Consider the following 22019-nt stretch of genomic DNA (forward strand, 5'->3'; position numbering starts at 1 on the left):
TTATCTAAATAAAGTAATCTTCTCGCATTCTAATAAACCTTTCTTTCTTCGTGTCGGGGTCTATCCAGCGAAGTGTGGCTTCCAGATAGATATAGGTTAATAACTGTTCATTAGAGCTTTCTTGGGCAGTTTTTTGTTCTATGGTCATATATCCAACTAAAATATGATTTGGATCTCTATCATCAATGATGTATTCCCTATTAACTTGCAATTCAAAAGGTTTATCATGAACATGCCGATAATATTCCATCTCCAGTTCACCAGTAACTAAAAGTGTTGCTACTCTATCTCTATAATTAATCAGTAATTGTTTTTCTGCATAAACTATGCCAATATAGATAGCCAGGACCATAACGACAATAATGACCATTACGGCTAAGACTTCCAATAAGGTCATGCCCTTTTGTTCCTGTAATAGTTTTGTTGCAGAAAAAGAATGAGCAGAATTTCTGCTATTCATCACACAAATCCTGCTCCTGTAGCAAATTGTTTAGGATTGTCGGCAAATTGCTCTGCCACAGTTCTTTCTATTAAATTATTCATTACCAGATTATATAGAGACTGATCTCGAGTTTGCATTCCTTCTTTTGTGCTAGCCTGGATGACTGAGGGAATCTGATAAGTCTTCTCTTCACGGATTAGATTTCGGACAGCAGTATTGGCAATCATAATTTCAACTGCTGGAACACGACCGGTTCCATCTTTTGTGGGCAAGAGAGTCTGAGATATAACTGCTTCCAGAGATTCTGAAAGCATAGACCTTACTTGTTGCTGTTGTTCCTTGGGGAACATATCTATAATACGGTCTATGGACTTAGTACAGCTTCCTGTATGCAGAGTTGCGAAAACCAGATGTCCAGTTTCTGCTGCTGTCAATGCTAATGACACTGTCTCTAAATCACGCATTTCACCAACTAGTATCACATCAGGATCTTCACGCAAAGCACTTCTTAAAGCAGCAGTAAAACTCCAGGTATCATGCCCTAATTCTCTTTGATTTATCAGACTGTTTTTACTCTGATGAACGAATTCAATAGGGTCTTCAATGGTGATAATATGACAATAACGAGATTCATTAATAGAATCTATCATCGTAGCCAGAGTGGTTGATTTTCCACTTCCGGTTGGACCTGTCACTAAAACGAATCCTTTTTCCTTCTGAGTAAGTCTTTTCAGGATATCCGGTAAATGAAGCTCCTCATAACTTTTAATCTCATTAGGAATGACTCTGAAGGCGCAAGAGATACCATTAATTTGATGAAAAGCATTTACCCGGAAACGAACATCGTTACTTAGTTTGGTAGAGAAGTCAATTTCCAGTTGTTCTTTGAACATATCTTGTTGAACTTCATTCATCACACCAAAAACCAGTGATTCTACTTCTTCTGGGGATAGGATGGGTAGATTAAGACGTTTCATCTTACCATTCACACGAACCATAGGGTGCGCTCCTGCAGCTATATGCAGGTCAGACGCACCCGCTTCCGCTGTGAATTGCAATAATTCATAGATAGTCAACTTACTGCCTCCACTTATTATTTCCCTGTTTCGGTTTCCATTGCCTCCGTCATAGGGTTCGTAAACTCATCTATACCGTAACCATGGAACTTTGCTTCTTGAACATCATACCAGACCTGTTTATCAGGACCGCCAGGAAATTCTTCAGTGGAAGTAGCAATGAATTTCTTCGGTGGATTGCCAACAACTTCAAATTTCCAGTTCTTTAAAGTGCTTTCACCTAAATTGGCATCTTTCATAGCCTTTTCAATAGTGTAGTCCTGCGTGGTTCCTGTGGTTTGACGGTATACATCATAAGTTTTACGAATGGCAGCTATTGCCGTCTGAGCCTCAGTGGAACGAGACTTTTCCACATATCTCAAGTATATGGGAACCGCTAAAGCGGCAAGGATGGCGACAATAATGACCACCACTAATACTTCAATCAGGGTAAATCCCTTTTGTCCTTGAAGTTTATTAAGCATTGTAATTTCCTCCTTATCGGATTTTTCTTATATTTTTTTATATTTGCACAATGCGTGCCAAATCTCAAATTTTATTTAAACCCGCAATAGAATCTTATAAATATCTTGACTCTTTTTTGTCTATACTTTTTTTGACTTTTCATATATTAATACTCAATTGAGGAGAAAATAATGCATTTAAAAAAATGGTTTATTGTAACCCTTGTATCTCTCATAGCTATTACTACCCTTTGTGCTGATAATTTAGCCCCTGTAGAGGTTTCTAAACAGAACAGAATAAATGAAACTGATATCTTAGCAGAATTTGATGGAGGAGTTATTACACGGGCTGACCTGGAAAAAAGAATTTCAATGCTTCCACCTAATGTCCAGGGAAGATACAAAACAATGGAAGGACAAAAACAGGTTTTAGATGCGATTGCTATGGAAGAAGTTTTTGCTGCCAAAGCTATGCAACTAAAGCTGAATGAAGACCCCGAAGTCCTCGCTAATATTGAAGCAACAAAAAAACAGTATCTTATTCAGGAATTTTACAAAAGAAATATAACTGACCGGGTAGTGGTCACTGAAGAAGATAAACAACGCTACTATGAAGAAAATAAAAAATTGTTCTATGTAAATCCTAATATCACTGCCAATATTATTCAATTACCAGATGAAGAAACAGCTCTTCAAGCAATTCAGGAACTCCGTTCTGGGAAAAGTTTTGAAGAGGTTTCCAATCTTTATAATATAAATAATTATATAAAGAGTTTGAAGGGTGTGGTAAAAAATATCCGGCTAAATGGAAATATTCCTGGAATCGGTAATGATTATGAACTGGAAGACCTTATTGCTAAAGCACAACCCGATACAACAGCCATTCTTGGTCCTTATAAAACTACAACTGGATGGTATGTTTTCCGCGTTATAGATTATCAACCTGGTTATCAAAAAACCTATGAGGATGTTTATTCTGAACTGGAACAACGTGCTAAACCAGAAGTGGAGAACCGTTTACTCAATGCTCTTATGAGTGATTTAAAGACCAAATATGCAGTGGTTGTTGATTCCACTCTCGTTAATCAGATTGATTTGAGAAATCCCTCTAAAAATAAAGATATTGAAGAAAAAGTCCTGGTCACTGCTTCTGAACCGGAATTGACGATTACAGTAAAATCCTTGCTGGATAGTTTTTCAAAACTTTCTCCTCAAGAACAACTCTTTTTCACTAAAGGCGGTGGAGCAAATCAATTTCTGGAACAAGAACTTATTCGCAACCTGCTTTATCTGGAGGCTAAAAATCAGAATTATGAAGAGTATCTAAAAGATAATGAAAATTATCAGCAGATGCAACGCTATTATATGCTCCAAAAAGCATATAAAATACTTGTGGTTGATTCCATTAAAATTGACAGTGAAGATACTCGTGCCTATTATGATGCACATATCAATGATTTTACTACTCCAGGCTATAGAACTATCCGGGTTCTCTGGTTTGATGATGAAAAAACTGCTGAGTCCGTTCGTAAAAAATATGCTCTTTACACTGCTTTTGATGATACTACAAGGATTAATAAATTAATTGAAAAAGAATCCAAAAAACCTAACTTATCAGTTTTAGACCATATATATAATAATGGCATAATTACTGGAATAGGACCCGATAAAGACTTTTGTGATATGGTCTGGAATAATTCCATTGGATATATTAGTCCTGTGTTCAAAACTGCCCGAGGTGATATTGTCTTTTTCCAGATTATTGCAGAAACCCCAGCCCAAGTTAAATCTTTTACAGAAGTTGAACCCAGTATCTATAATATTCTTAGAAGAGATAGACAGATGGCGCAACAGGAAAAAGTGACCCGGGAACTGTACGAAGAGTTTCATATGGTTCTTTATCCAGAGCGAATTACACTTAAAGTCAATGCAGATGAACTCTTTAAAATGGCAGATGATGCCGCAAAAAGTCGCAATTTTAACGATGCTATTGCCATTTATGACCAGATAATCCAGCATTTTCCCAATGGTTCAGATGATTATCGTGCCTTTTTTATGAAGGCTTTCATCATCGCTGAGGAACTTAAAGATGAAGAACGCGCTCTCCAGTTGTTTAAGGATTTCTTGAAAAAATATCCTCAAGGAGACCTGAATGAATCTGCTCAATTTATGATTGATGCTCTGGAAGGCAGAATTCAGTTGGAATTAGAAGAGTAATTTAAAAAACTTAATTTTATAGCCCTGTTTCGGCAGGGCTTTTTTATTTGCTCTGCCTATAATTGTGCAGCTATATTGATTCTGAAAGAATAATATTTTAATTAGGTAGACAGCATTAAATCATTATAATAAGTTTACATTATGACAATAAGATTGCTATCTTTATTTTATCCTATCTGTTACCTGCCTCTCACTTAGCTTCTCCGTCAAGGAAGAGATAGGAAAGAGCTAAGAAAGAGCTAAGGGAGAATGTATATTTATTTGGAATATAAAGGGTTAAGAAAGTGGATTTAGCAAGGTTAATAACAGAATAGAATATATTATGACAATATTTATAACTTTATTATATCTGGAATCAATCAAAAATATACTATTTTTATATTTTATATTTACCTTTTAATTGCCTATTTATCTATTGATTAGGGATTTGGAATTGTCAATCTGATTGACAATATTTACCATCCTGTTGAAAAGGAACTTATTAAATTTTTGGATTATGATATGGAAAAATTGAAAACTGACCTTTCTAATTTAGAAGAATATTTTAATTGCAATTATAATGCGGAAAAAAGAGCATCAGCTCAGACTATTTTTCTTAAAAAATTAGCTGCGCTTTCACATCGTTATTATCATGGAAAGATGCAGACCTTGCCCAAAGTTGGAATCTGGAATTTTAATTGGTTCAATGTATGGTATACTCCTGGGGTTTCTTCTATCTCTACCACTATCCGTGATAATCCTGAGGAATCCTTTGAATTAAGCAATCGTGGGAACTTAGTTGCAATTGTAACAGATAGCACCAGAGTTTTAGGGGATGGAGATTGTGGAATATATGGTGGTTTAGGTGTGATGGAAGGTAAGGCAATGTTGATGAAATACCTGGGAGGTTTAGATGCCATCTCTCTCTGTGTTAATGACCGTGATGCGAAGGGCAACCCTGTTCCTGAAAAACTTATTGATTTTGTTAAGATGTTAGAACCCAGTATTGGAGCTGTTAATCTGGAAGATATTTCCCAACCAAACTGTTATTATGTTCTGGATGAATTACTTACTGGTTGTGAAATTCCAGTGTGGCATGACGATGCACAGGGAACTGCCTGTGTAACTCTTGCTGGTTTAATTAATGCGTTAAAACTTGTAGATAAGAAGATTTTTGATATAAAAGTGGTACTTTATGGAGCAGGTGCTGCCAATACAACCATTGCTCGTTTTTTAATGAAAGAAGGATTAGACCCGGCAAATCTGATTATGTTTGATAGTAAGGGTGCTCTACATTCTGATAGAGTGGATTTAGCAAATAATCCTGATAAATTTAGACAGTGGGATTTTGCCCAGAAGACCAATCCCAAGCATTATAATACTATGGAAGAAGCAATGAAAAAAGCTGATGTTCTGATATCTCTTTCCACTCCGGGACCTGATATAATAAAACCAGAATGGATTAAATTAATGGCAGAAAAACCCATTGTCTTCGCCTGTGCCAATCCTGTTCCTGAAATTTATCCTTATGCTGCAAAATCAGCTGGAGCTTTTATTGTTGCCACGGGAAGAGGAGATTTTCCTAATCAGATAAATAATTCCTTAGGTTTTCCTGGTATCTTAAAAGGAGCTTTAATGGTTCGTTCTCGGCACATAACAGATACAATGGCTATTAAAGCAGCTTATGCTCTTGCCACTTTTGCAGAGCAAAGAGGAATATCACCAGATAATATTATCCCTCAAATGGATGAAATAGATGTCTTTCCTTATGAAGCAGCAGAAGTCGCAAGCCAGGCAATGAAAGAAGGAGTTGCCAGGAGAACTAATAGTTATGAAGGTTTATATCAACAAGCCAGAACAGATATATTACAAGCTCGGGAGAACTGTCAGAAAATGATAAAAGATGGAAGTATCCCTCCTATTCCAGAAAAATTGATTGAGGAAGCATTACAATATACAAATAAGATGATTTCTAAATAAGATGCAAAAACAGAAGAAGAAAAACAACCTGCGGGGGGTCCTTTCTTTTATTCTAAAGCTGGGTATTACTATCCTGATTATGTGGAGTATATTCAGCAAATTGAATTTAAGAGTAGTGGTCAGGGAATTTGTCACTCAACCAGTCTGGGTTATACTTGTTCTTATAGGAATTACTGTTCTGAGACACTGGGGACAATATCTAACCTGGAAATGGGCACTTCAAGTCAATCCCAATTATCATCCAGCTAAATATGAGATTTTCAATTCTTATATGATTGGACAGGCACTTCGTTTTGCCATTCCAGGAAGTTTTGGTATGATAGGTAAAATAGCTTTTGTACATAATGATAGTAAGATTAATTCTTTATATTCGTTTATTTTAGAGCGAATTTTTGTGACTTGGGTTTTGCTATTTTTTGCCAGTATGGCTCTGGTATTCGTAGATTTAGGTATTCCTTCCTGGATTTCCTGGCTCTTATTTTTAATATTTGATACTATGCCTTTCTGGATGTATTTCTTACTTTCTGTAGACCGACGTTTGAAAAAACTTCAATCAGGATATCTGAAATTAGCTCCTGCGATGGTCTTTGCCCAGATTGTTATTACTCTCCTAAATTATATACAATACTGGATTTTATTGGAACAAGTGCAACCTGTCAGTTTCTGGGAAATTATGAATAGAATGTCTCTAAGCCATCTTGCCTATAGTATTCCCATCACTTTTGCGGGATTAGGAGTGAAAGAAAAATTGGCGATACCTCTGCTTTCTGATATCGGTTATCTTTCAGAAAATATTGTAAGTACTACTCTTATCATCTTTATCATTCACGATGTGGCTGCTGCATTAATTGGAGCAGTGATATTTTTAAGAGTTAAAAGATCTAAATAGATATTATTATATGCCTGAGATTAAAATAATTGGAGCAGGTTTAGCAGGAAGTGAAGCTGCCTTATACCTTGCAGATAAGGGTTGGAAAGTTAAGCTTTATGAGATGAGACCTGCGAAAATGACTCCTGCTCATCAAACTGGATATCCAGCAGAACTGGTTTGTAGTAATTCTCTAAAATCCACCCTTTTAGACACACCTGCTGGGTTGCTTAAAGAGGAACTTCATCTGCTCGGTTCAAAACTTTTACCTGTAGCTGAAAGCTGTGCAGTCTCTGCGGGACATTCTCTGGCGGTAGATCGTAATTTGTTTGCCCAAAAGATTAACGATGAAATAATTCACCATCCTAATATTGAATTTATTCGTGAGGAAATAACCACTCTTCCAACGGAGTTAAGTATTCTGGCAACAGGACCCTTAACTTCTGATAATCTTATTCAGGAGCTCCAATCCGTGGTCGGTTCGGCTCATCTTTATTTCTATGATGCAATTGCTCCTATTGTCTCAGCTGATAGTCTAAATACGGATAAAATTTACTTGAAAGATAGATATGATAAAGGTGAGCCAGATTATCTAAATTGTCCATTTACTGAAGAGGAATACTACCATTTTGTGGAGGCTTTATTAACTGGTGAAAAACATAAACCGCATTCCTTTGAAAATGAAATGACTGAGGCTAAGCTAAAGTTCTATGAGAATTGTATACCTATTGAAGAGCTTGCCCGAAGAGGGAAAGATACCTTGAGATTCGGGGTTATGAGACCTATAGGACTGGAAAAAGAAGGTAAAACCCCCTTTGCTGTTCTGCAATTGCGTCCTGAAAATAAGGAACATACCGCCTATAATTTAGTCGGTTGTCAGACTATGCTTCGTTATTCTGAACAAAAAAGAATATTCCGACTCATTCCAGGCTTAGAAAAAGCAGAATTTTTACGCTATGGTTCACTGCATCGCAATAGTTACCTTAATGCTCCCGCAGTACTAAATCCCGAGCTCAATCTTAAGAATGCACCTCATATATATGTGGCTGGACAACTAAGCGGTGTGGAAGGTTATGTGGAATGTATTGCTTCAGGACTCTTGGTTGCTAAGATTATTTCAGAAGGTTTAGCTATGCTTCCTCCAGAAACGATTACTGGTCAAATCTGGCGTCGTTTAATTGATACCTCTATCAAGAATTTTCAACCCGTAAATGCTAATTTTGGTCTCCTTCCTGCTCTATATAATCCTCTGCGAGACAAAAAACAAAAGAAGTTAGCTCTTTCAGAAAGAAGTATTAAAGCTTTGAAAGATTTCTTGGATAATAAGTGATTGTGTTATTGACATAAAAATATGATTTGAGCTAATGACTTTCAGGAGTTAAAAATATGCTGGATGAAGAGAAAGATTATCTGGTAGAAGAATTTGATAATGAACCAGATACCTGGGAAAAAGGAGAGGAAGAGGAAAAGACTGCTTTTCTGGCTACTCTGGCTACCCGTGGTGAAAAGGAATCAGAAACTGAAGCCAGCTTAAATGAACTGGGAAAACTGGCTAAAACTGCTGGTATCGCTGTGTTGGGCAAATATACACAAAAGCGTGAAAATCCTGAGAGTAGCACCTATTTTGGAAAAGGTTTTCTGGAAGAATTGAGTAGAAAGATGCATCAGAATAATGCCGATTTCTTGATTGTTAATGATGAATTAACTCCAGTCCAGGCAAGAAACATTGAAAATGATTATGGTATTAAAGTGCTGGATAGGACAGAAATCATTCTTTCTATTTTTCATCAACATGCTCATACCAAAGAAGCAAAATTGCAGGTTCGTTTAGCGGAATTACAATATCAGCTTCCTCGTTTGCGAAGACAATCTGAAAATTATGACCAAGAACATGGCACTGTCCGTTCCCGTGGTGGTTCAGCTTCCCGTGGAATGGGGGAAAAACAGATAGAAGTTGATAAAAGAATCATTAAAGATAATATTCGCAAAATCAAACAGGCTATTGCGGAAATATCCAAGAATAAAGAAACTCAACGGAAACAACGAGAAAAGAGTAAGAAAATCTGTCTGGTAGGTTATACTAATGCAGGGAAATCAACCCTTTTTAATGCATTGACGGAAGCAGGAGTTCTGGTAGAAGACAAGCTCTTTGCCACGCTGGATTCTACCACCCGTCAATTAAAGCTTTCTACTTCCTTTCCTGTCGTTATCTCTGATACAGTTGGGTTCATCTCTCGTCTTCCACATCAATTAGTTGCATCTTTTACTGCTACTTTGATGGAAGTTGAAGATGCAGACCTTTTACTTCACATAGTAGACCTTTCCGATGAACGCTATGAATATTACATTGAACAGGTGCAATCAGTGCTAAAAGAAATTGGAGCTGATAACATTCCTCAGATACTGGTTTTTAATAAGATAGATTTAGTTGATTCTATCCAATTAAATCTTGCTAAAAAGAGATATCCCGATGCCATATTTATTTCAGCCTTGAATAAAAGCCACCTTGAAGACCTTCTGCAAAAAGTGGAAGAGAAACTTTTTCAGAACAGACTCTATCAGATGTTTTTGCCTTACGATAAGGGTTCGCTGGCATCGCTTTTACACGAGATTGGTGATATCAAAAAAGAAGAATATCAAGCAGATGGTATCTTTCTGGAAGCCATTATAAATCAAGAAGATTTACATTACTTTCAGGACTATCTGTTGACATAAAACTCTGTTGTTAATAAGCAGTATTATAGTTACTGCTTACATAATTAAAATAATGATTTTATGACTAACATTGATAATGTTTATAGAAGAAAGATTGATGCCAGTGAGTGAAACAATAATTACTGCTGATGAACATAAAGCTTACTTTGAAGAAGAGGTTATAAGCTTTTATAGATTACTGGTTGAATATATAAAAGATAGCTCTATAATATCAACATTTGAAGTGTATGATGCCACGGACTACTGGAATGAAATTATGAAAGAGGTATTTTAAACGAGACACTGGAAAAGTAAGTGGAAAAAATAAAGGTTTTTGATAAAAGACAAATATAAAGGAGACAATTATGTTTCAATTGATTAGCGCAGAAGAAGCAGCTGCGATGATTAAACCTCACAGTCGTATTGCATTAGGTGGATTTTTAGCGGTTGGGACTCCTGAAACCATCCTTGATGCTATTGTTGAAGCTGGTATCAATAATCTGCATATTATTGCTATCACTTCCGATTATATTGGCAAAGGTATTGGCAAACTGGTGGATGCGCATCTGGTGAAAAGCGTCCAAGTTTCTCATATGGGCACAAACAAAAATATTCAGGACCAGGTTAATTCCGGAGAAATTCAGTCCGAACTTATTCCTCAGGGCACTTTAATGGAAAGGGTTCGTGCTTTTGGTGCAGGTCTCGGAGGTGTTCTCACTCCTACAGGTTTAGGCACCATAGTAGCTGAAGGAAAACAAATAATTAATGTGGATGGCAAAGATTATTTATTAGAGCCAGCTATAGCAAGCGATTTTGCCCTGATAAGAGCGCATAAAGCTGATAAAGCAGGTAATCTTATATATCGTAAAACCGCTCGTAATGGCAATCCTGTTATGGCTATGGCAGGAAAAATCACTATTGCTGAAGTGGATGAAATTTTAGAAGATGAATATATAGACCCTGAAGCAGTGATAACTCCTGGGGTATTTGTCAATTATATAGTTTTAAGCAAAGAGGGGAGAAAATGACTAACGATAAACGCACTCATATTGGAAAACGTGTAGCACAAGAACTGCTGGATGGAGACTATGTCAATCTGGGCATAGGTTTACCCACTGAAGCAGCCAATCATATTCCAGAAGGAAGAAAGGTGGTCTTTCAATCAGAAAATGGCATTATGGGAGTTGGTCCTGCTCCAGCAGAAGGACAAGAAGATAAGGATATGATTAATGCTGGTGGCGGTTATATTACTGCTGTTCCAGGTGCTTCTTTCTTTGATTCTGCCACCAGTTTTGCCATAATTCGCGGTAAACATATTGATGTTACCGTACTTGGTGCATTGCAAGTAGACCAGGAAGGAAATCTGGCGAACTGGATGATTCCAGGAAAACTTATCCCTGGTATGGGTGGGGCAATGGACCTCGTGACAGGAGCTAAAAAAGTTATTGTTGCTATGGAACATTGTGATAAGCACGGCAATCCAAAAATTTTAAAAAAGTGTAACCTTCCTCTAACTGCTCCTCATTGTGTGAATCTTATCATTACTGAAATGGCTGTTATAGAGGTCACTCCTCAAGGTTTATTGCTCAAAGAAATTACTGAAGGATATACCCTGGAGGAAGTACTTAAAGCAACAGAAGCTGAATTAATTGTCCCTGATAGTCTTAAATAGAATATCTCTTGGACACTGTAAAGAAAGTAAAAACTGGAAGTGTAATAATTGTTAACTCACTGTAATTTTTCTATACACCTGATTTAATAATAAGAAATTCCTTGGAGTCAGAGTCTTTTAGAAGTTTAAAGTATATTATTTGGATTAAATAGATAGGAATCTAAAGAGCAGGAGTGTTAATTATGGCTAATAGCTCGGTTCGTTTAAGATTTGCCAGTTTAACGGTTCAGGGTAAAAATCCCGCTAAGGTTAATAATGAGGATTATTGCGGTCATTTTCAAGGCAAGTATGGTGACCTTTTCTTACTTTGTGATGGAATGGGTGGAGAAGCAGGTGGAGAAATTGCTTCTCGGATGGCAGTAGAAAGTATTAATGAATATTTTGAATCTCATTATATAGAAGGAGAAGAAAGTACTACCATTGCTCAAAGTGTAGAATATGCTCAATATAAGATAATTGAATACACCAAGCTAAATCCAGAAATGACGGGAATGGGCACCACTCTTGTACTTTTGCTAATTAAGGGAAATTCTTATTATTTTGCTAATGTTGGAGATAGTCGTATTTATCTTCGTCGTGGCGGTGCTTTATTACAACTTACCAAAGACCATTCTGAAGTTCAGAGAATGGTTGAACAAGGCTTAATTTCTCGTGAAGAAGCTGCTATTCATCCACTCAGAAATATTATCACTCGTGCCATAGGTTCACCGAGTTATAGACCAGATATATCTGGACCCCATCTCTTGCAAGAAGGAGATGTCTTTTTGCTCTGCTCTGATGGCTTGACGGAATATGTTAAAGATGAAGAAATCTTGCAGCAATTATCTGAAGAGCCACAAATTGCCACTCATAATCTGGTTGATCTCGCTCTTCATCGTGGTGGTTTAGATGATATCACTGTTCAGATTGTAGAAGTTCTTATTAGCAAGCCCGTAGTAATTCAAGAAGAAGTTCCTGCTTCCCATCCTAATCGGTTTTATCCTTCTCTTGCTCTCATCTTGACTATTGTAGTATTTTTAGTAGCTTTATTCTTGTACACTCAATCCTTGAAAAAGATACCTGAGTCCTCAAAAGTAGCTCCATTAGATACTTTGAAAGAGGAGACACTAAAAGAAGAAGAAACCATACCTCCTATTATAGAAAAGAAGGAACAAAGAGAAGAGAAATCCGTAACTGCTTTCACACAATTAGATGAGAAAGCTATTGATGCAAAGCTCGGTGCAAGTGCTGCAAATGCTCATTTTCAGGAAGTTTTTAATAAAATGAGCGATAAAAAGACCCAGGCAAAGAACCTAAAATTCTTCTCTCAAACCAGAGATAATACAGTCATCTATATCCTGCCTGGTCAAACCATTTATCTTGCATATGGAATTCTGGGCACGAAAGCAGGATATAATATGAGCCAGGAACAGCTAGAAGCTCTTCTTGCTATCGCAATTGCCAGGTCTTCCGGTGATTCTAATCTTAATACGGAAAACTGGGAACAGGAACTCTTTGCTCCAGCGAACACTCCTTTAGATGAAGCTACCTGGAAAAAAGCTCAGGAAATCTATAGCAAATATGATAAAGCTAATGCCTCATCTTTATTTAATAGCACCAAGAGGTTTGGTAAATTCAAAACTCTTATAAGAACAGGTAAATATAGCATAGCTATAAATAAATCTCACTGATAAAGCATTTGAGAGAGATAAAGGTTTTTTAGATAGTAACCCCTTTATATAAATAGCTAAATGGTTTAGCTTAACTGAGTGCTTTTTTACCCTTTACTGCTTTATAGATTTCAAACCAGAGCACGCTAATGTTTCCTGCTAACAGGCAAACAATTAATTCCACTAAATTCAGTTTAGAAAGGTGAAAGATATTTATAACAGCAGGGACATTCGTAGCTAAAATCACAATGAAAAAGACACCAAGGATAAGATATAACATTGCTGGATTAGGTGTTTTGAGGATTTTTATCAGGTTCTTTTCCCAGGAACGATTAGTGGTTATGAGCATAAGATTGGAAAATACCATCGTGGTAAAGACCATAGCCCGATTTTTAGTTGGTGTTACACCGTTATTTAAATTCCAGAAATATATTAATGCCAAAACAACGAGTACCGCTAATCCCTGAAGCATACCTAAAATAACCATCTTTTTCCCAAAAAGAGGGGCATTGGGATCACGAGGGGGTCTATCCATTATATCTTCTTCTTCCTTTTCCATTTCAAACACTATAGAACAGGCAGGATCAATTATTAATTCTAACAAAGCTATATGAACAGGATAAAAGATTAGCGGAAATTCAGTAAACAATGCCGGGATGATAGACATTCCAGAAATAGGTACATGTAGAGAAAAGACATAAGTGAAGGATTTGCGGATATTATCATATATGCGTCTTCCCATTCTTACACCACTCACGATGGAAGAAAAATCATCATCCGTAATCACAATAGCGGAGGCTTCACGAGCTACATCCGTTCCTCTTTGTCCCATAGCTATGCCTATATTTGCAGCCTTAAGAGCAGGTGCATCATTAACGCCATCGCCAGTCATAGCGACTACTTCGTTATTAGCTTTTAACGCTTGAACTATTCTTAATTTATGGGCTGGTACAACTCTCGCAAAAATGGTTACCTTCTTTACTTTCTCTTTTAGCTCTTCATTATCCATAGCATCCAATTCTGCACCAGTTATCACATTTTCTACATTTTTCAAACCAATCTGTTTCCCTATTGCTATAGCTGTTCCAACATAATCTCCAGTTATCATAATAATTCTTATTCCTGCTCTATAACATTCCTTAACTGCGGCAGGAACATTTTCCCGAATTGGATCTGCCAGACCAATGAGTCCAATGTATTGAAAATCAAAGCCAGACTGTTCTTCAGGTAAATTACCTTGATCAACTCTTGCCATTCCAACTCCTAAAACGCGCAATCCTTCTTCAGCCATTTGAGAGACTTTCTGCATTTCACTTTCTTTGGAAATAGAATCCATTTTACATAAATCCAGAACTGTTTCAGGAGAGCCCTTCATAGCAACTATAAGATTATCTGAATTTCCTTCTTTCCATACATTTGTCATAGCTCTACAACTATCTGTAAGTGGATATTCCTTCACCAATTGCAATGCTTCATAATTTCCATAAAGGGAGGGAACAACATCTTTAACTGCTTTGTGAATAGCTCTTTCCATTGGATCAAAAGGATCCTTCATACAGGCAAGCATACTGAAAAATAGCAAGTCTTGGTCCTTTTTATTGTCTCGTTCAATATCTTTAAGGGAAATAGAATGAGGATTGTCTAGTTCCCAAATCTTTTGCAGAGTCATTTTATTATAGGTAATAGTGCCAGTCTTGTCTGTACATAGAACAGTTGTTGCACCAAGATTTTCTATAGCTTGAGCTCTTCGTGCTAATACATTCTTTTTAGATAAACGCAAGGCTCCTAAAGCAAGGAAGACCGTAAGTATCACAGGAAATTCTTCGGGTAAAATGGACATTGCTAAAGTTATACCACTGAGGAAGGCTTGAATCAAATCTTTACGAGTAAAATAGAAGGCAATTACCACTATGAGACATATAACCAAGCCTAAAAGAGCAAAGTTCTTTACCAGTTTATTAGTATCACGACTGAGTTTGGTCTTCTCCTCTTGCAAACCTTCTAATGATTTACCTATTTTACCTAATTCTGTTTTTGCTCCTGTAGCATAAACTTGAGCTATACATCTGCCACTTACTACTAAAGTGCCTGAATAAACACAGGGTAAATCATCTCCTCCAGGTTGAGGTGCATTTTCTTTACCATCCCACACTCTTTTACGAACTGGTACTGATTCTCCCGTTAATAATGATTCATCTACATTTAGCTGCTCATTTTCTATTATAAAAGCATCAGCCGGAACCCTATCTCCTTCAGCTAATATTATCAAATCTCCTACTACTACTTCTCTTCCGGGAATTCGTTTCTGTTCTCCATCTCTTATGACTAAAGCTCGTGGGCTGGATAGATTTTTAAGTGCTTCTAAAGCATTATCTGTTTTATGTTCTTGGACGATATCAATTGCCATTACCAGGATAACTGAACCGACCAGAACTAAAGCATCTTCCATATTTCCTAATATTAGATACAATACAGCACAGGAAACAAGAAGAATGAACATAGGTTCACTTAAAACACCCCAAATTATTTTGAATAAACTGCGCCGTTTTGAGGTGGGTAATTCATTATAACCATCTTTTTTCAATTTTGCTTCTGCTTCTGCTTGGGAAAGTCCCCGGTATTTAGAATTCAGTTCTCCCATATTTTACTCCTATTAATAATCATTTTTTTAAAAAATTCTTTATCCGTCAAGCACATTTGGTAAGAAAGTAAATCCAAACTCATTGGGAAAAGCTGTATAAATTATAATAAAAATATTAATAACCAAAGCCAGTTATTTGTATATTATCCTGAGAGTAGATAGTTGTATGTAGATAAGTTTAGTCTCCTATTCCCTTTTGCAGTTATGATTTCATAAAGATCTGAAATAAAAGTTGGAGGTTAATATTTTGTAAGTAATAAAGATAACTATTATTTAATAATAATTTAAATTTTATAGAACAAATTAGGATGAGTCTTAATTTGTGTATTAAATCTCTATCTTCATATAAATAAAGATTTCTTTCTCTGAATTTCTAATTTTGCCGCATTTATGTAGTGCCAAGAAATAAATTATTGTATATTCTCTTCCGCAAGTATCAATTCTGGTTTATAAAGTCTACGATTATCTGAATTAAATTCATATTTCAAATCTATATCCAGGTTATAGGCATCTAATATTTTCCATCCTTTAGTTTTATAGACATTAAAATCATCTTCTCTATGGTCTTGATATATTTCAAAACACAATATAAAGTGAATTCCAGAATGAGTTATCTTAAAATCCTTAGAAGGTGACAGATAGAAAGTTCTCATAGAGGTACTTTTATTTTTAATATTGTAACTTTTACACTCTAGATAATGCCATTTATTATCAAGAACACAAAACTCTAAGTCAGGATAACCGGTACTTTTTTTCTTTCCTTGGGATGTAGAAGGTTTATCTGCCTTGTAATTGCATTTTCGGAAAGCTTGAATTACATACTTTTCTATATCATTACCAACTTCATTGGCTCTCTTTCTCTTTATTCCCTTTTTATTAATTAGTTGGCAAGAAAGCCTGGCTATTGCTTTTAATGCTTCTAAGGTTTTTTTATGATTTGAATCATCTGGATTAAATTTCTCTACTTCATAACCAGATAAAATGTTTATAATTAAATGAAAAGGTAAATTTTTTAGAGGTTTTATGAATTCTTGAATTGCCATTTCAAGTTTCTTGGTATATTCATCGTTTCCCATAACTTTCTTTTTCTCCAAAAATAGACATTATGACAAAATGCTATCATATTATCTGTTTTATTTTCTTAAAATAACAATCCGATTAGTATTAACACCTTTTAAATTATTAGTAACTCCCCATATATTGGCTGTTTTAGTGAAATTTTGCTTATTGATCATTACTGCTTCTATATTAAATCCAACTTTCTGTGCTATGGATATAACATTATCTTCAAGTTTGATCTTTCCTTTTTTAATCTCTCCAACTTCAAAAGCTATCATTCCATCAGGCTTTAGTATTCTTTTAAATTCAATAAAAGTATCATAGATAAATGATTCCCATTCCTCTAATGATTTGGTTACGGTAATTTTTTTTGTGATTTCTTCCGTATTAATATTATTAAACCAGCATCTTAACCAATTATCTCTTGCATAATCAATTACATCAAGAAATGGAGGTGAGGTTACAATCAATGAAATGGAATTATCTGCTATTTGAGGCGTATTACGAGCATCTTCTGTTAAAAATACAGCTTCTTTTGCAACGGAATGGAGGGTCCTTCTCTTTATATTATCTATATCTCGGAGCAAGCTTTGGGTTTTTATTAAGATAATATTTTTGGTGTTTTTATAAACCGGATAACGATTAAAATTCTCGTTTAATTGCTTTTGCTTTTGAGGTGATATGGCTTGATTAGGAGGTAATGTATAAACTGAAAAGAAATTAGTTGAATGACCAGTAAGTCTATTTGTAGCAACCATTCTTATCCATCTATCAATGTGGTCCTCTTTACCAGATTCATATCTTTCAATTAAATAATTTTTTAATGATAATATCTCGCTTAAGGTTTCTTCCTGATAAAACATACTCAAATCTATATCTGATTTTAAATTCTTATAATAAGGAATTGTTTCTATTCTTTCATTTATTTCTGAATATCGCGGAATTTCAATGCGAGGTTGAGTCAGTATTTTACTCAGAGGATTAATATCGTTAGCAACTATGCGACGATTATTCAAAGCAGCTTCAATAATTGTAGTCCCCCTACCACTAAAAGGGTCATAAACTACATTACCTTTTTGAGTGAAATTACTGATAAAAAAGTATGGTAACTGAGGTTTGAAACAAGCTCTATAGGAGATTTCATGAATGCTATTAGCTTTTCTTTGCTTGGATGTCCAGAATTCTCCTTCAATTATTATTATTTTTGTTTTATTCTGATATAACTTTTCCGAGATGATAAGCTGTTCTTCTACAAATAGATCAAGATTCATATCATTATAATATTGATTATTCTTAACCTTCTCAAGGAAACTATTATGCTCACTCATCTCTTATCTCTCATTGATATATTCTTTTATCCTATACTTTACTGATACTTTAAAAGCTTTGTTATGTCAAGAAAATTTATTAATTTTTAATTCACAACTTATTTATAAATTCGTTGTTAAAAAAGTATATTATAAAAGGGATGTAGGCTGTATCCTTTAATAAGAAAGGTAATATATAGATTGCTGATTGTGTCCATTATCAAAAGAAAGTAGTATGCTAAAAACAAAATTTTCATTGACATTTATCAATCTCTTTAATGTAAAAGATTTCGTAGCTTAGTAAGAACCAGGTAAAAAAAAATATGAATAAAGATCCAAAATCTATCTTCACAATTGATGTGGAAGATTATTATCATATTGTCAGTGACCGAGGAGTACCTCCAATTTCTGAATGGGATTCCTTACCGAGTATTGTAGAAAGTGGTTTTTTAAAGTTACTGGATTTGCTTGATGTATATGAAGTTAAAGCAACCTGTTTCTTTTTGGGGTACATAGCCAAAAAATATCCTTATCTGGTGAAAGAAGCCAGGACAAGAGGTCATGAAATTGCTTCTCATGGAATGTTTCATAGAGTGATAGCTCAAATGAGCAGAGAGGAATTTACGACTGATTTACATAACTCTAAAAGCTTACTGGAAGATATTTGTTCAGAAGAGATTACTACATTTAGAAGTCCCAGTTTTTCGGTAACGGATGCCACACCTTGGTTTTTTGAATCACTGGCAGAGACTGGTTATATAGCTGATTCTTCAGTTTTTCCTGTAAAGCGAGATTATGGTGGTTATCAAATAGAACAGAAAAAGCCCTATTGGATAAAAACCGATAAGGGAAATATATGTGAATTTCCTATTTCGGTAGCATCGTTATTAGGGAAAGAACTTTGTTTTTTTGGAGGTGGTTATTTGAGATTTTTCCCTAAATGGGTTATTTTGTATATGCATAAGAAATTAGCTAACAAAGGAATACCTACTCTCTATTATATTCATCCCAGAGAAATGGAACCTCAACATCCTCGTTTAAAGTTGAATAAAAAGTCATATTTTAAATGTTATGTGAACTTAAAAACAGTCAAATCTAAGCTGGAAGCAATTCTTTCCAGGGGCGAATTTGTTACCTGTCAGCAGTATTTAGAGGAAATGAAGGATAGCTAAATGCGGGAAAATAAAACGGAATCCTTTTTTGATAAATATGCCAGTGATTTTAACGCTATTTATGGAAAAGGAAATGGATTGATACAGCGTTTTATAAATAGATGGTTTCGGCAATCTATATTTATCCGGTTCCAAAAAACTATGGAAGCCTGTAAACCTTTGGAAGGGAAAACAATTCTGGATGTAGGTTGTGGTCCTGGGATGTATGCAATATCTTTAGCTAAAGGATCACCTTCTTTGGTTTATGGTATTGATTTTGCTCCTTCTATGATAGATATAGCCAGAAAAGAGGCAATAAAAGCAGGTGTGGAACATATTTGCAAATTTGAAGTTGCAGATTTTTTTGACTTACCAGAGGATATTAAGTATAACTATTTGATTTTGATGGGTTTTATGGATTATATGGAAGATCCTCGTAAAGTTATTGAGAAGACTTTGAAACTGGCTACTGATAAAATCTTATTTAGTTTTCCTTCAGACAAGGGTTTTTTAGCCTGGCAACGAAAAATCCGTTATAAATTTAAATGCCCTTTATTTCTTTATAACGAAAAACAATTACAAGAACTTTTTTCTAATATCCCCTCCTGGCATTGTACCATAGAAAATATAGGAAGAGATTTCTTTGTTACTCTGGAACATATGTAAATCAGATAAAAATATTAAAGGTTTTGTCTATTATAAGCTGTCTAAACTAAATAAAGAAGGTTTTGCCTCTTTGTATGCATATCAATAATTAGCTAAGCTTTTTGCCTAAATATGGAAAGGAACCTATAAATAGATTTTTGGACTTGACAGGGTTACAAGGCTGTATAAAAGGATTTTAAATTAAAAAGGAAAAAATATCATTAATCTAATTAATTAGACTCCAAGATAAATAATGATTTTAGAGAGTTTATTATGTCTTCAGAGCATATTATAAGATGCGAGCCAAAGGATTATAAAAATCGTTCCTATCTTTCAGCTATAGAAGCAGCTAAGTATTTAGGAACAACTGTTGAAAGATTACATTGGCTTGTAAATCAAAAGATTATTCCTGCTAAAATTTCTACGAGTGGTCAAATGCGCTTTGACTTGAATGAGCTAAAAAAAATTATCAGCGTATCTCAGGATAAAAATGATAAAGAAAATTTTCCTGAAGTTAAGACAATAGAAATAAACGACACTGAACAGACTATTTATATAAAAAATTCTATGCATATGGATGATTTAAGAGATAATAGCATTAATTTAATAATAACTTCTCCTCCTTATTTTGATGCTAAGATGTATTCTAAAGAACCAATACCAAATGACCTGGGAAACATCCATGATATTGATGAATGGTTTGAGAAGATAGGTCTGGTTTGGCGAGAATGTTTTAGAGTCTTACAACCGGGTAGAAAATTATTTATCAATATAATGAATCTTCCTATTCGTTTGGATAATGGTAAATTCAAGACATTAAATTTATCTGGTAAGACTATAGACTTATGTGAGGATATAGGTTTTATTTTTAAAAGAGATATAATCTGGCAAAAAACAAATGCAGTTAGAGCTCATTTTGGGACTTATCCTTATCCTGGTGGAATTTTAATTAACAATATGCATGAATTTATCCTGGAGTTTGATAAACCTGAAAAAAAGGGTTATAATAAGTATGCTCATTTATCAAAAGTACAAAAAGAACAATCTAAATTAGACAAGGAATTCTGGCTTACAATTAAGAAAAGTGATGTGTGGGTAATGAAACCACAAGCAAGTGGTGATAATAGAAATCATATTGCACCTTTTCCATATGAACTTCCTTATCGTTTGATTAAGGCTTTTAGTTATAAAGGAGAAACTGTTCTTGACCCTTTTGTCGGTTCGGGAGTAACTCTATTAGCTGCAGCTGACTTAAAAAGAAATGGTATAGGATATGAAATTAATCCAGAAATTGCCAGAGTGACGATAGAGAGTTTAAATAATTATCAATCTAAGATATGGGAATAATATTATGGCAATTGATAGTAAAACAGTCTATGCACAGAGCAGTGATATTAAATCTCGGACTTATTTAGAATATCGGAAAGATATGAAAAAGAAAGCGATAGCAGAATTAGAAATAATTGACTGGTTGGAAAATAAATTGAAAGAATTATATAATAATAAAATTATTAAAGTAAATAAATCAGGTGGAGATGAGTTCTTATGGTTTCTTAGAAAGGGGGGTGTTTCTCGAAAACCTGATTTCGTTGCTGATATTGATGGGGATAAAAAGGAATTTGAATTTCAATATGCTGATAAGGAAGGTTTAGAATTTTATGATTTTAAGATTTCAAAGGTGGCAAAGAGAAAAAAGGATAAAAGTCTTGAACCAATTAAAAATAAATTATTTATCTACATTTATAAACCACAAAGAAAATATGCTATAATAGAACCTGAATGGATATTTAACAATAGCAATATTGCTATGGTAGAAGCATGGAGAACAGCTGCTTATAGGGTGCCTAAAGATAAATTTGAGAAAATATTAAAATATGATCCTGGATTAGAACAAATATGTAACCAGATTGATATAAAAACTTATATTCTCAATTTTCAGCACTCTTTAATTGATATTTATAAAGATAAACTTTCCTTTCTTCTTCAAAGTGTTATTGATGAAGATAAGATTATTAATATAATCCCTAATGAATTAGAAAGCTATTTTGAAGTATGTTTCATACTGGATAATTTAAATAAGGTGCCACATAATGCCAATTTATGGCTGGTTTATCTTTTAAGCTATATAACAGAAGGCATTTCATTAAATGAAATTGCAAAAATTCTGTATTGTATAGATTTTCTATATTCTAAAAT

Annotated in this window: 19 protein-coding genes; 13 read left to right on the forward strand and 6 right to left on the reverse strand. The window is 34.8% G+C overall.

The genetic code is table 11. The features are described 5' to 3' along the window. Positions 1 to 4: 4 nt before the first annotated feature. The 3 genes from E0946_RS04250 to E0946_RS04260 are packed head-to-tail and all read right to left on the reverse strand — an operon-like array spanning position 5 to position 1982. Entirely contained in the window at positions 5 to 460 is a 456-nt protein-coding gene (locus tag E0946_RS04250; RefSeq protein ID WP_133201235.1) for a prepilin-type N-terminal cleavage/methylation domain-containing protein, read from the reverse strand. Further along, positions 460 to 1518, reverse strand: coding sequence for a type IV pilus twitching motility protein PilT (locus E0946_RS04255; RefSeq protein WP_133201236.1), 1059 nt, complete (start codon positions 1516 to 1518; stop codon positions 460 to 462). The genes E0946_RS04250 and E0946_RS04255 overlap by 1 nt, the downstream gene beginning before the upstream one ends. A gap of 17 nt (positions 1519 to 1535) precedes the next feature. Beyond that, positions 1536 to 1982 (reverse strand): prepilin-type N-terminal cleavage/methylation domain-containing protein, encoded by a 447-nt coding sequence (locus E0946_RS04260; RefSeq protein ID WP_133201237.1) that lies wholly within the window; start codon positions 1980 to 1982, stop codon positions 1536 to 1538. 171 nt (positions 1983 to 2153) lie between these two features. On the opposite strand from E0946_RS04260, the gene E0946_RS04265 reads away from it, so the two are divergent. From E0946_RS04265 to E0946_RS04305, 9 genes are all read left to right on the forward strand, one after another. Continuing rightward, positions 2154 to 4178 carry a peptidyl-prolyl cis-trans isomerase gene (locus E0946_RS04265; protein WP_133201238.1) on the forward strand — a complete coding sequence of 675 codons (2025 nt, stop codon included), beginning with the start codon at positions 2154 to 2156 and terminating at the stop codon, positions 4176 to 4178. Between the two features lie 501 nt (positions 4179 to 4679). Beyond that, positions 4680 to 6137, forward strand: coding sequence for an NAD(P)-dependent malic enzyme (locus E0946_RS04270; protein ID WP_133201239.1), 1458 nt, complete (start codon positions 4680 to 4682; stop codon positions 6135 to 6137). 1 nt (position 6138) lies between these two features. After that, complete coding sequence (locus E0946_RS04275; RefSeq protein ID WP_133201240.1) at positions 6139 to 7026, forward strand: lysylphosphatidylglycerol synthase domain-containing protein; 888 nt, start codon at positions 6139 to 6141, stop codon at positions 7024 to 7026. 10 nt (positions 7027 to 7036) lie between these two features. After that, positions 7037 to 8335, forward strand: coding sequence for a methylenetetrahydrofolate--tRNA-(uracil(54)-C(5))-methyltransferase (FADH(2)-oxidizing) TrmFO (gene trmFO, locus E0946_RS04280; RefSeq protein ID WP_133201241.1), 1299 nt, complete (start codon positions 7037 to 7039; stop codon positions 8333 to 8335). Between the two features lie 56 nt (positions 8336 to 8391). After that, positions 8392 to 9720, forward strand: a complete 1329-nt coding sequence (gene hflX, locus E0946_RS04285) for a GTPase HflX (RefSeq protein WP_243713747.1) — start codon at positions 8392 to 8394, stop codon at positions 9718 to 9720. A gap of 76 nt (positions 9721 to 9796) precedes the next feature. Further along, on the forward strand, positions 9797 to 9994 hold the full coding sequence (locus E0946_RS04290) for a hypothetical protein (RefSeq protein WP_133201242.1): 198 nt from the start codon (positions 9797 to 9799) through the stop codon (positions 9992 to 9994). A 70-nt stretch (positions 9995 to 10064) separates the two neighbouring features. Then, a complete protein-coding gene (locus E0946_RS04295) occupies positions 10065 to 10727 on the forward strand; it encodes a CoA transferase subunit A (RefSeq protein WP_133201243.1) in 663 nt (220 codons plus the stop codon). Then, complete coding sequence (locus tag E0946_RS04300) at positions 10724 to 11371, forward strand: CoA transferase subunit B (protein WP_133201244.1); 648 nt, start codon at positions 10724 to 10726, stop codon at positions 11369 to 11371. The genes E0946_RS04295 and E0946_RS04300 overlap by 4 nt, the downstream gene beginning before the upstream one ends. 182 nt (positions 11372 to 11553) lie before the next feature. Next, a complete protein-coding gene (locus tag E0946_RS04305; protein WP_133201245.1) occupies positions 11554 to 13041 on the forward strand; it encodes a PP2C family protein-serine/threonine phosphatase in 1488 nt (495 codons plus the stop codon). Between the two features lie 70 nt (positions 13042 to 13111). Here the strand turns inward: E0946_RS04305 and E0946_RS04310 are convergent, their stop codons facing one another. From E0946_RS04310 to E0946_RS04320, 3 genes are all read right to left on the reverse strand, one after another. After that, on the reverse strand, positions 13112 to 15661 hold the full coding sequence (locus E0946_RS04310) for a cation-translocating P-type ATPase (protein WP_133201246.1): 2550 nt from the start codon (positions 15659 to 15661) through the stop codon (positions 13112 to 13114). A gap of 410 nt (positions 15662 to 16071) precedes the next feature. Continuing rightward, the gene (locus E0946_RS04315; protein ID WP_133201247.1) at positions 16072 to 16737 is read right to left on the reverse strand and encodes a hypothetical protein; all 666 of its coding nucleotides are present in this window, start codon (positions 16735 to 16737) and stop codon (positions 16072 to 16074) included. A gap of 57 nt (positions 16738 to 16794) precedes the next feature. After that, complete coding sequence (locus tag E0946_RS04320) at positions 16795 to 18048, reverse strand: DNA methyltransferase (RefSeq protein ID WP_133201248.1); 1254 nt, start codon at positions 18046 to 18048, stop codon at positions 16795 to 16797. A 302-nt stretch (positions 18049 to 18350) separates the two neighbouring features. On the opposite strand from E0946_RS04320, the gene E0946_RS04325 reads away from it, so the two are divergent. The 4 genes from E0946_RS04325 to E0946_RS04340 all read left to right on the forward strand — a co-directional run. Continuing rightward, on the forward strand, positions 18351 to 19199 hold the full coding sequence (locus E0946_RS04325; RefSeq protein WP_133201249.1) for a polysaccharide deacetylase family protein: 849 nt from the start codon (positions 18351 to 18353) through the stop codon (positions 19197 to 19199). Further along, positions 19200 to 19844, forward strand: coding sequence for a class I SAM-dependent methyltransferase (locus tag E0946_RS04330; RefSeq protein ID WP_133201250.1), 645 nt, complete (start codon positions 19200 to 19202; stop codon positions 19842 to 19844). 252 nt (positions 19845 to 20096) lie between these two features. Beyond that, positions 20097 to 21170, forward strand: a complete 1074-nt coding sequence (locus E0946_RS04335) for a DNA-methyltransferase (RefSeq protein WP_133201251.1) — start codon at positions 20097 to 20099, stop codon at positions 21168 to 21170. A 4-nt stretch (positions 21171 to 21174) separates the two neighbouring features. Continuing rightward, the coding region (locus E0946_RS04340) for a hypothetical protein (protein ID WP_133201252.1) at positions 21175 to 22019 on the forward strand (845 nt) is incomplete at its 3' end.

This window comes from Candidatus Syntrophosphaera thermopropionivorans (assembly GCF_004353895.1).
Classification (GTDB): domain Bacteria; phylum Cloacimonadota; class Cloacimonadia; order Cloacimonadales; family Cloacimonadaceae; genus Syntrophosphaera; species Syntrophosphaera thermopropionivorans.

Excerpts from the sequence above, each read along its gene's own strand:
- E0946_RS04250 (WP_133201235.1), bottom strand. The coding sequence starts at position 460 with ATGAATAGCAGAAATTCTGCTCATTCTTTTTCTGCAACAAAACTATTA.
- E0946_RS04260 (WP_133201237.1), bottom strand. The coding sequence starts at position 1,982 with ATGCTTAATAAACTTCAAGGACAAAAGGGATTTACCCTGATTGAAGTA.
- E0946_RS04265 (WP_133201238.1), top strand. The coding sequence starts at position 2,154 with ATGCATTTAAAAAAATGGTTTATTGTAACCCTTGTATCTCTCATAGCT.
- E0946_RS04270 (WP_133201239.1), top strand. The coding sequence starts at position 4,680 with ATGGAAAAATTGAAAACTGACCTTTCTAATTTAGAAGAATATTTTAAT.
- E0946_RS04275 (WP_133201240.1), top strand. The coding sequence starts at position 6,139 with ATGCAAAAACAGAAGAAGAAAAACAACCTGCGGGGGGTCCTTTCTTTT.
- trmFO (WP_133201241.1), top strand. The coding sequence starts at position 7,037 with ATGCCTGAGATTAAAATAATTGGAGCAGGTTTAGCAGGAAGTGAAGCT.
- hflX (WP_243713747.1), top strand. The coding sequence starts at position 8,392 with ATGCTGGATGAAGAGAAAGATTATCTGGTAGAAGAATTTGATAATGAA.
- E0946_RS04290 (WP_133201242.1), top strand. The coding sequence starts at position 9,797 with ATGTTTATAGAAGAAAGATTGATGCCAGTGAGTGAAACAATAATTACT.
- E0946_RS04295 (WP_133201243.1), top strand. The coding sequence starts at position 10,065 with ATGTTTCAATTGATTAGCGCAGAAGAAGCAGCTGCGATGATTAAACCT.
- E0946_RS04300 (WP_133201244.1), top strand. The coding sequence starts at position 10,724 with ATGACTAACGATAAACGCACTCATATTGGAAAACGTGTAGCACAAGAA.
- E0946_RS04305 (WP_133201245.1), top strand. The coding sequence starts at position 11,554 with ATGGCTAATAGCTCGGTTCGTTTAAGATTTGCCAGTTTAACGGTTCAG.
- E0946_RS04310 (WP_133201246.1), bottom strand. The coding sequence starts at position 15,661 with ATGGGAGAACTGAATTCTAAATACCGGGGACTTTCCCAAGCAGAAGCA.
- E0946_RS04315 (WP_133201247.1), bottom strand. The coding sequence starts at position 16,737 with ATGGGAAACGATGAATATACCAAGAAACTTGAAATGGCAATTCAAGAA.
- E0946_RS04320 (WP_133201248.1), bottom strand. The coding sequence starts at position 18,048 with ATGAGTGAGCATAATAGTTTCCTTGAGAAGGTTAAGAATAATCAATAT.
- E0946_RS04325 (WP_133201249.1), top strand. The coding sequence starts at position 18,351 with ATGAATAAAGATCCAAAATCTATCTTCACAATTGATGTGGAAGATTAT.
- E0946_RS04330 (WP_133201250.1), top strand. The coding sequence starts at position 19,200 with ATGCGGGAAAATAAAACGGAATCCTTTTTTGATAAATATGCCAGTGAT.
- E0946_RS04335 (WP_133201251.1), top strand. The coding sequence starts at position 20,097 with ATGTCTTCAGAGCATATTATAAGATGCGAGCCAAAGGATTATAAAAAT.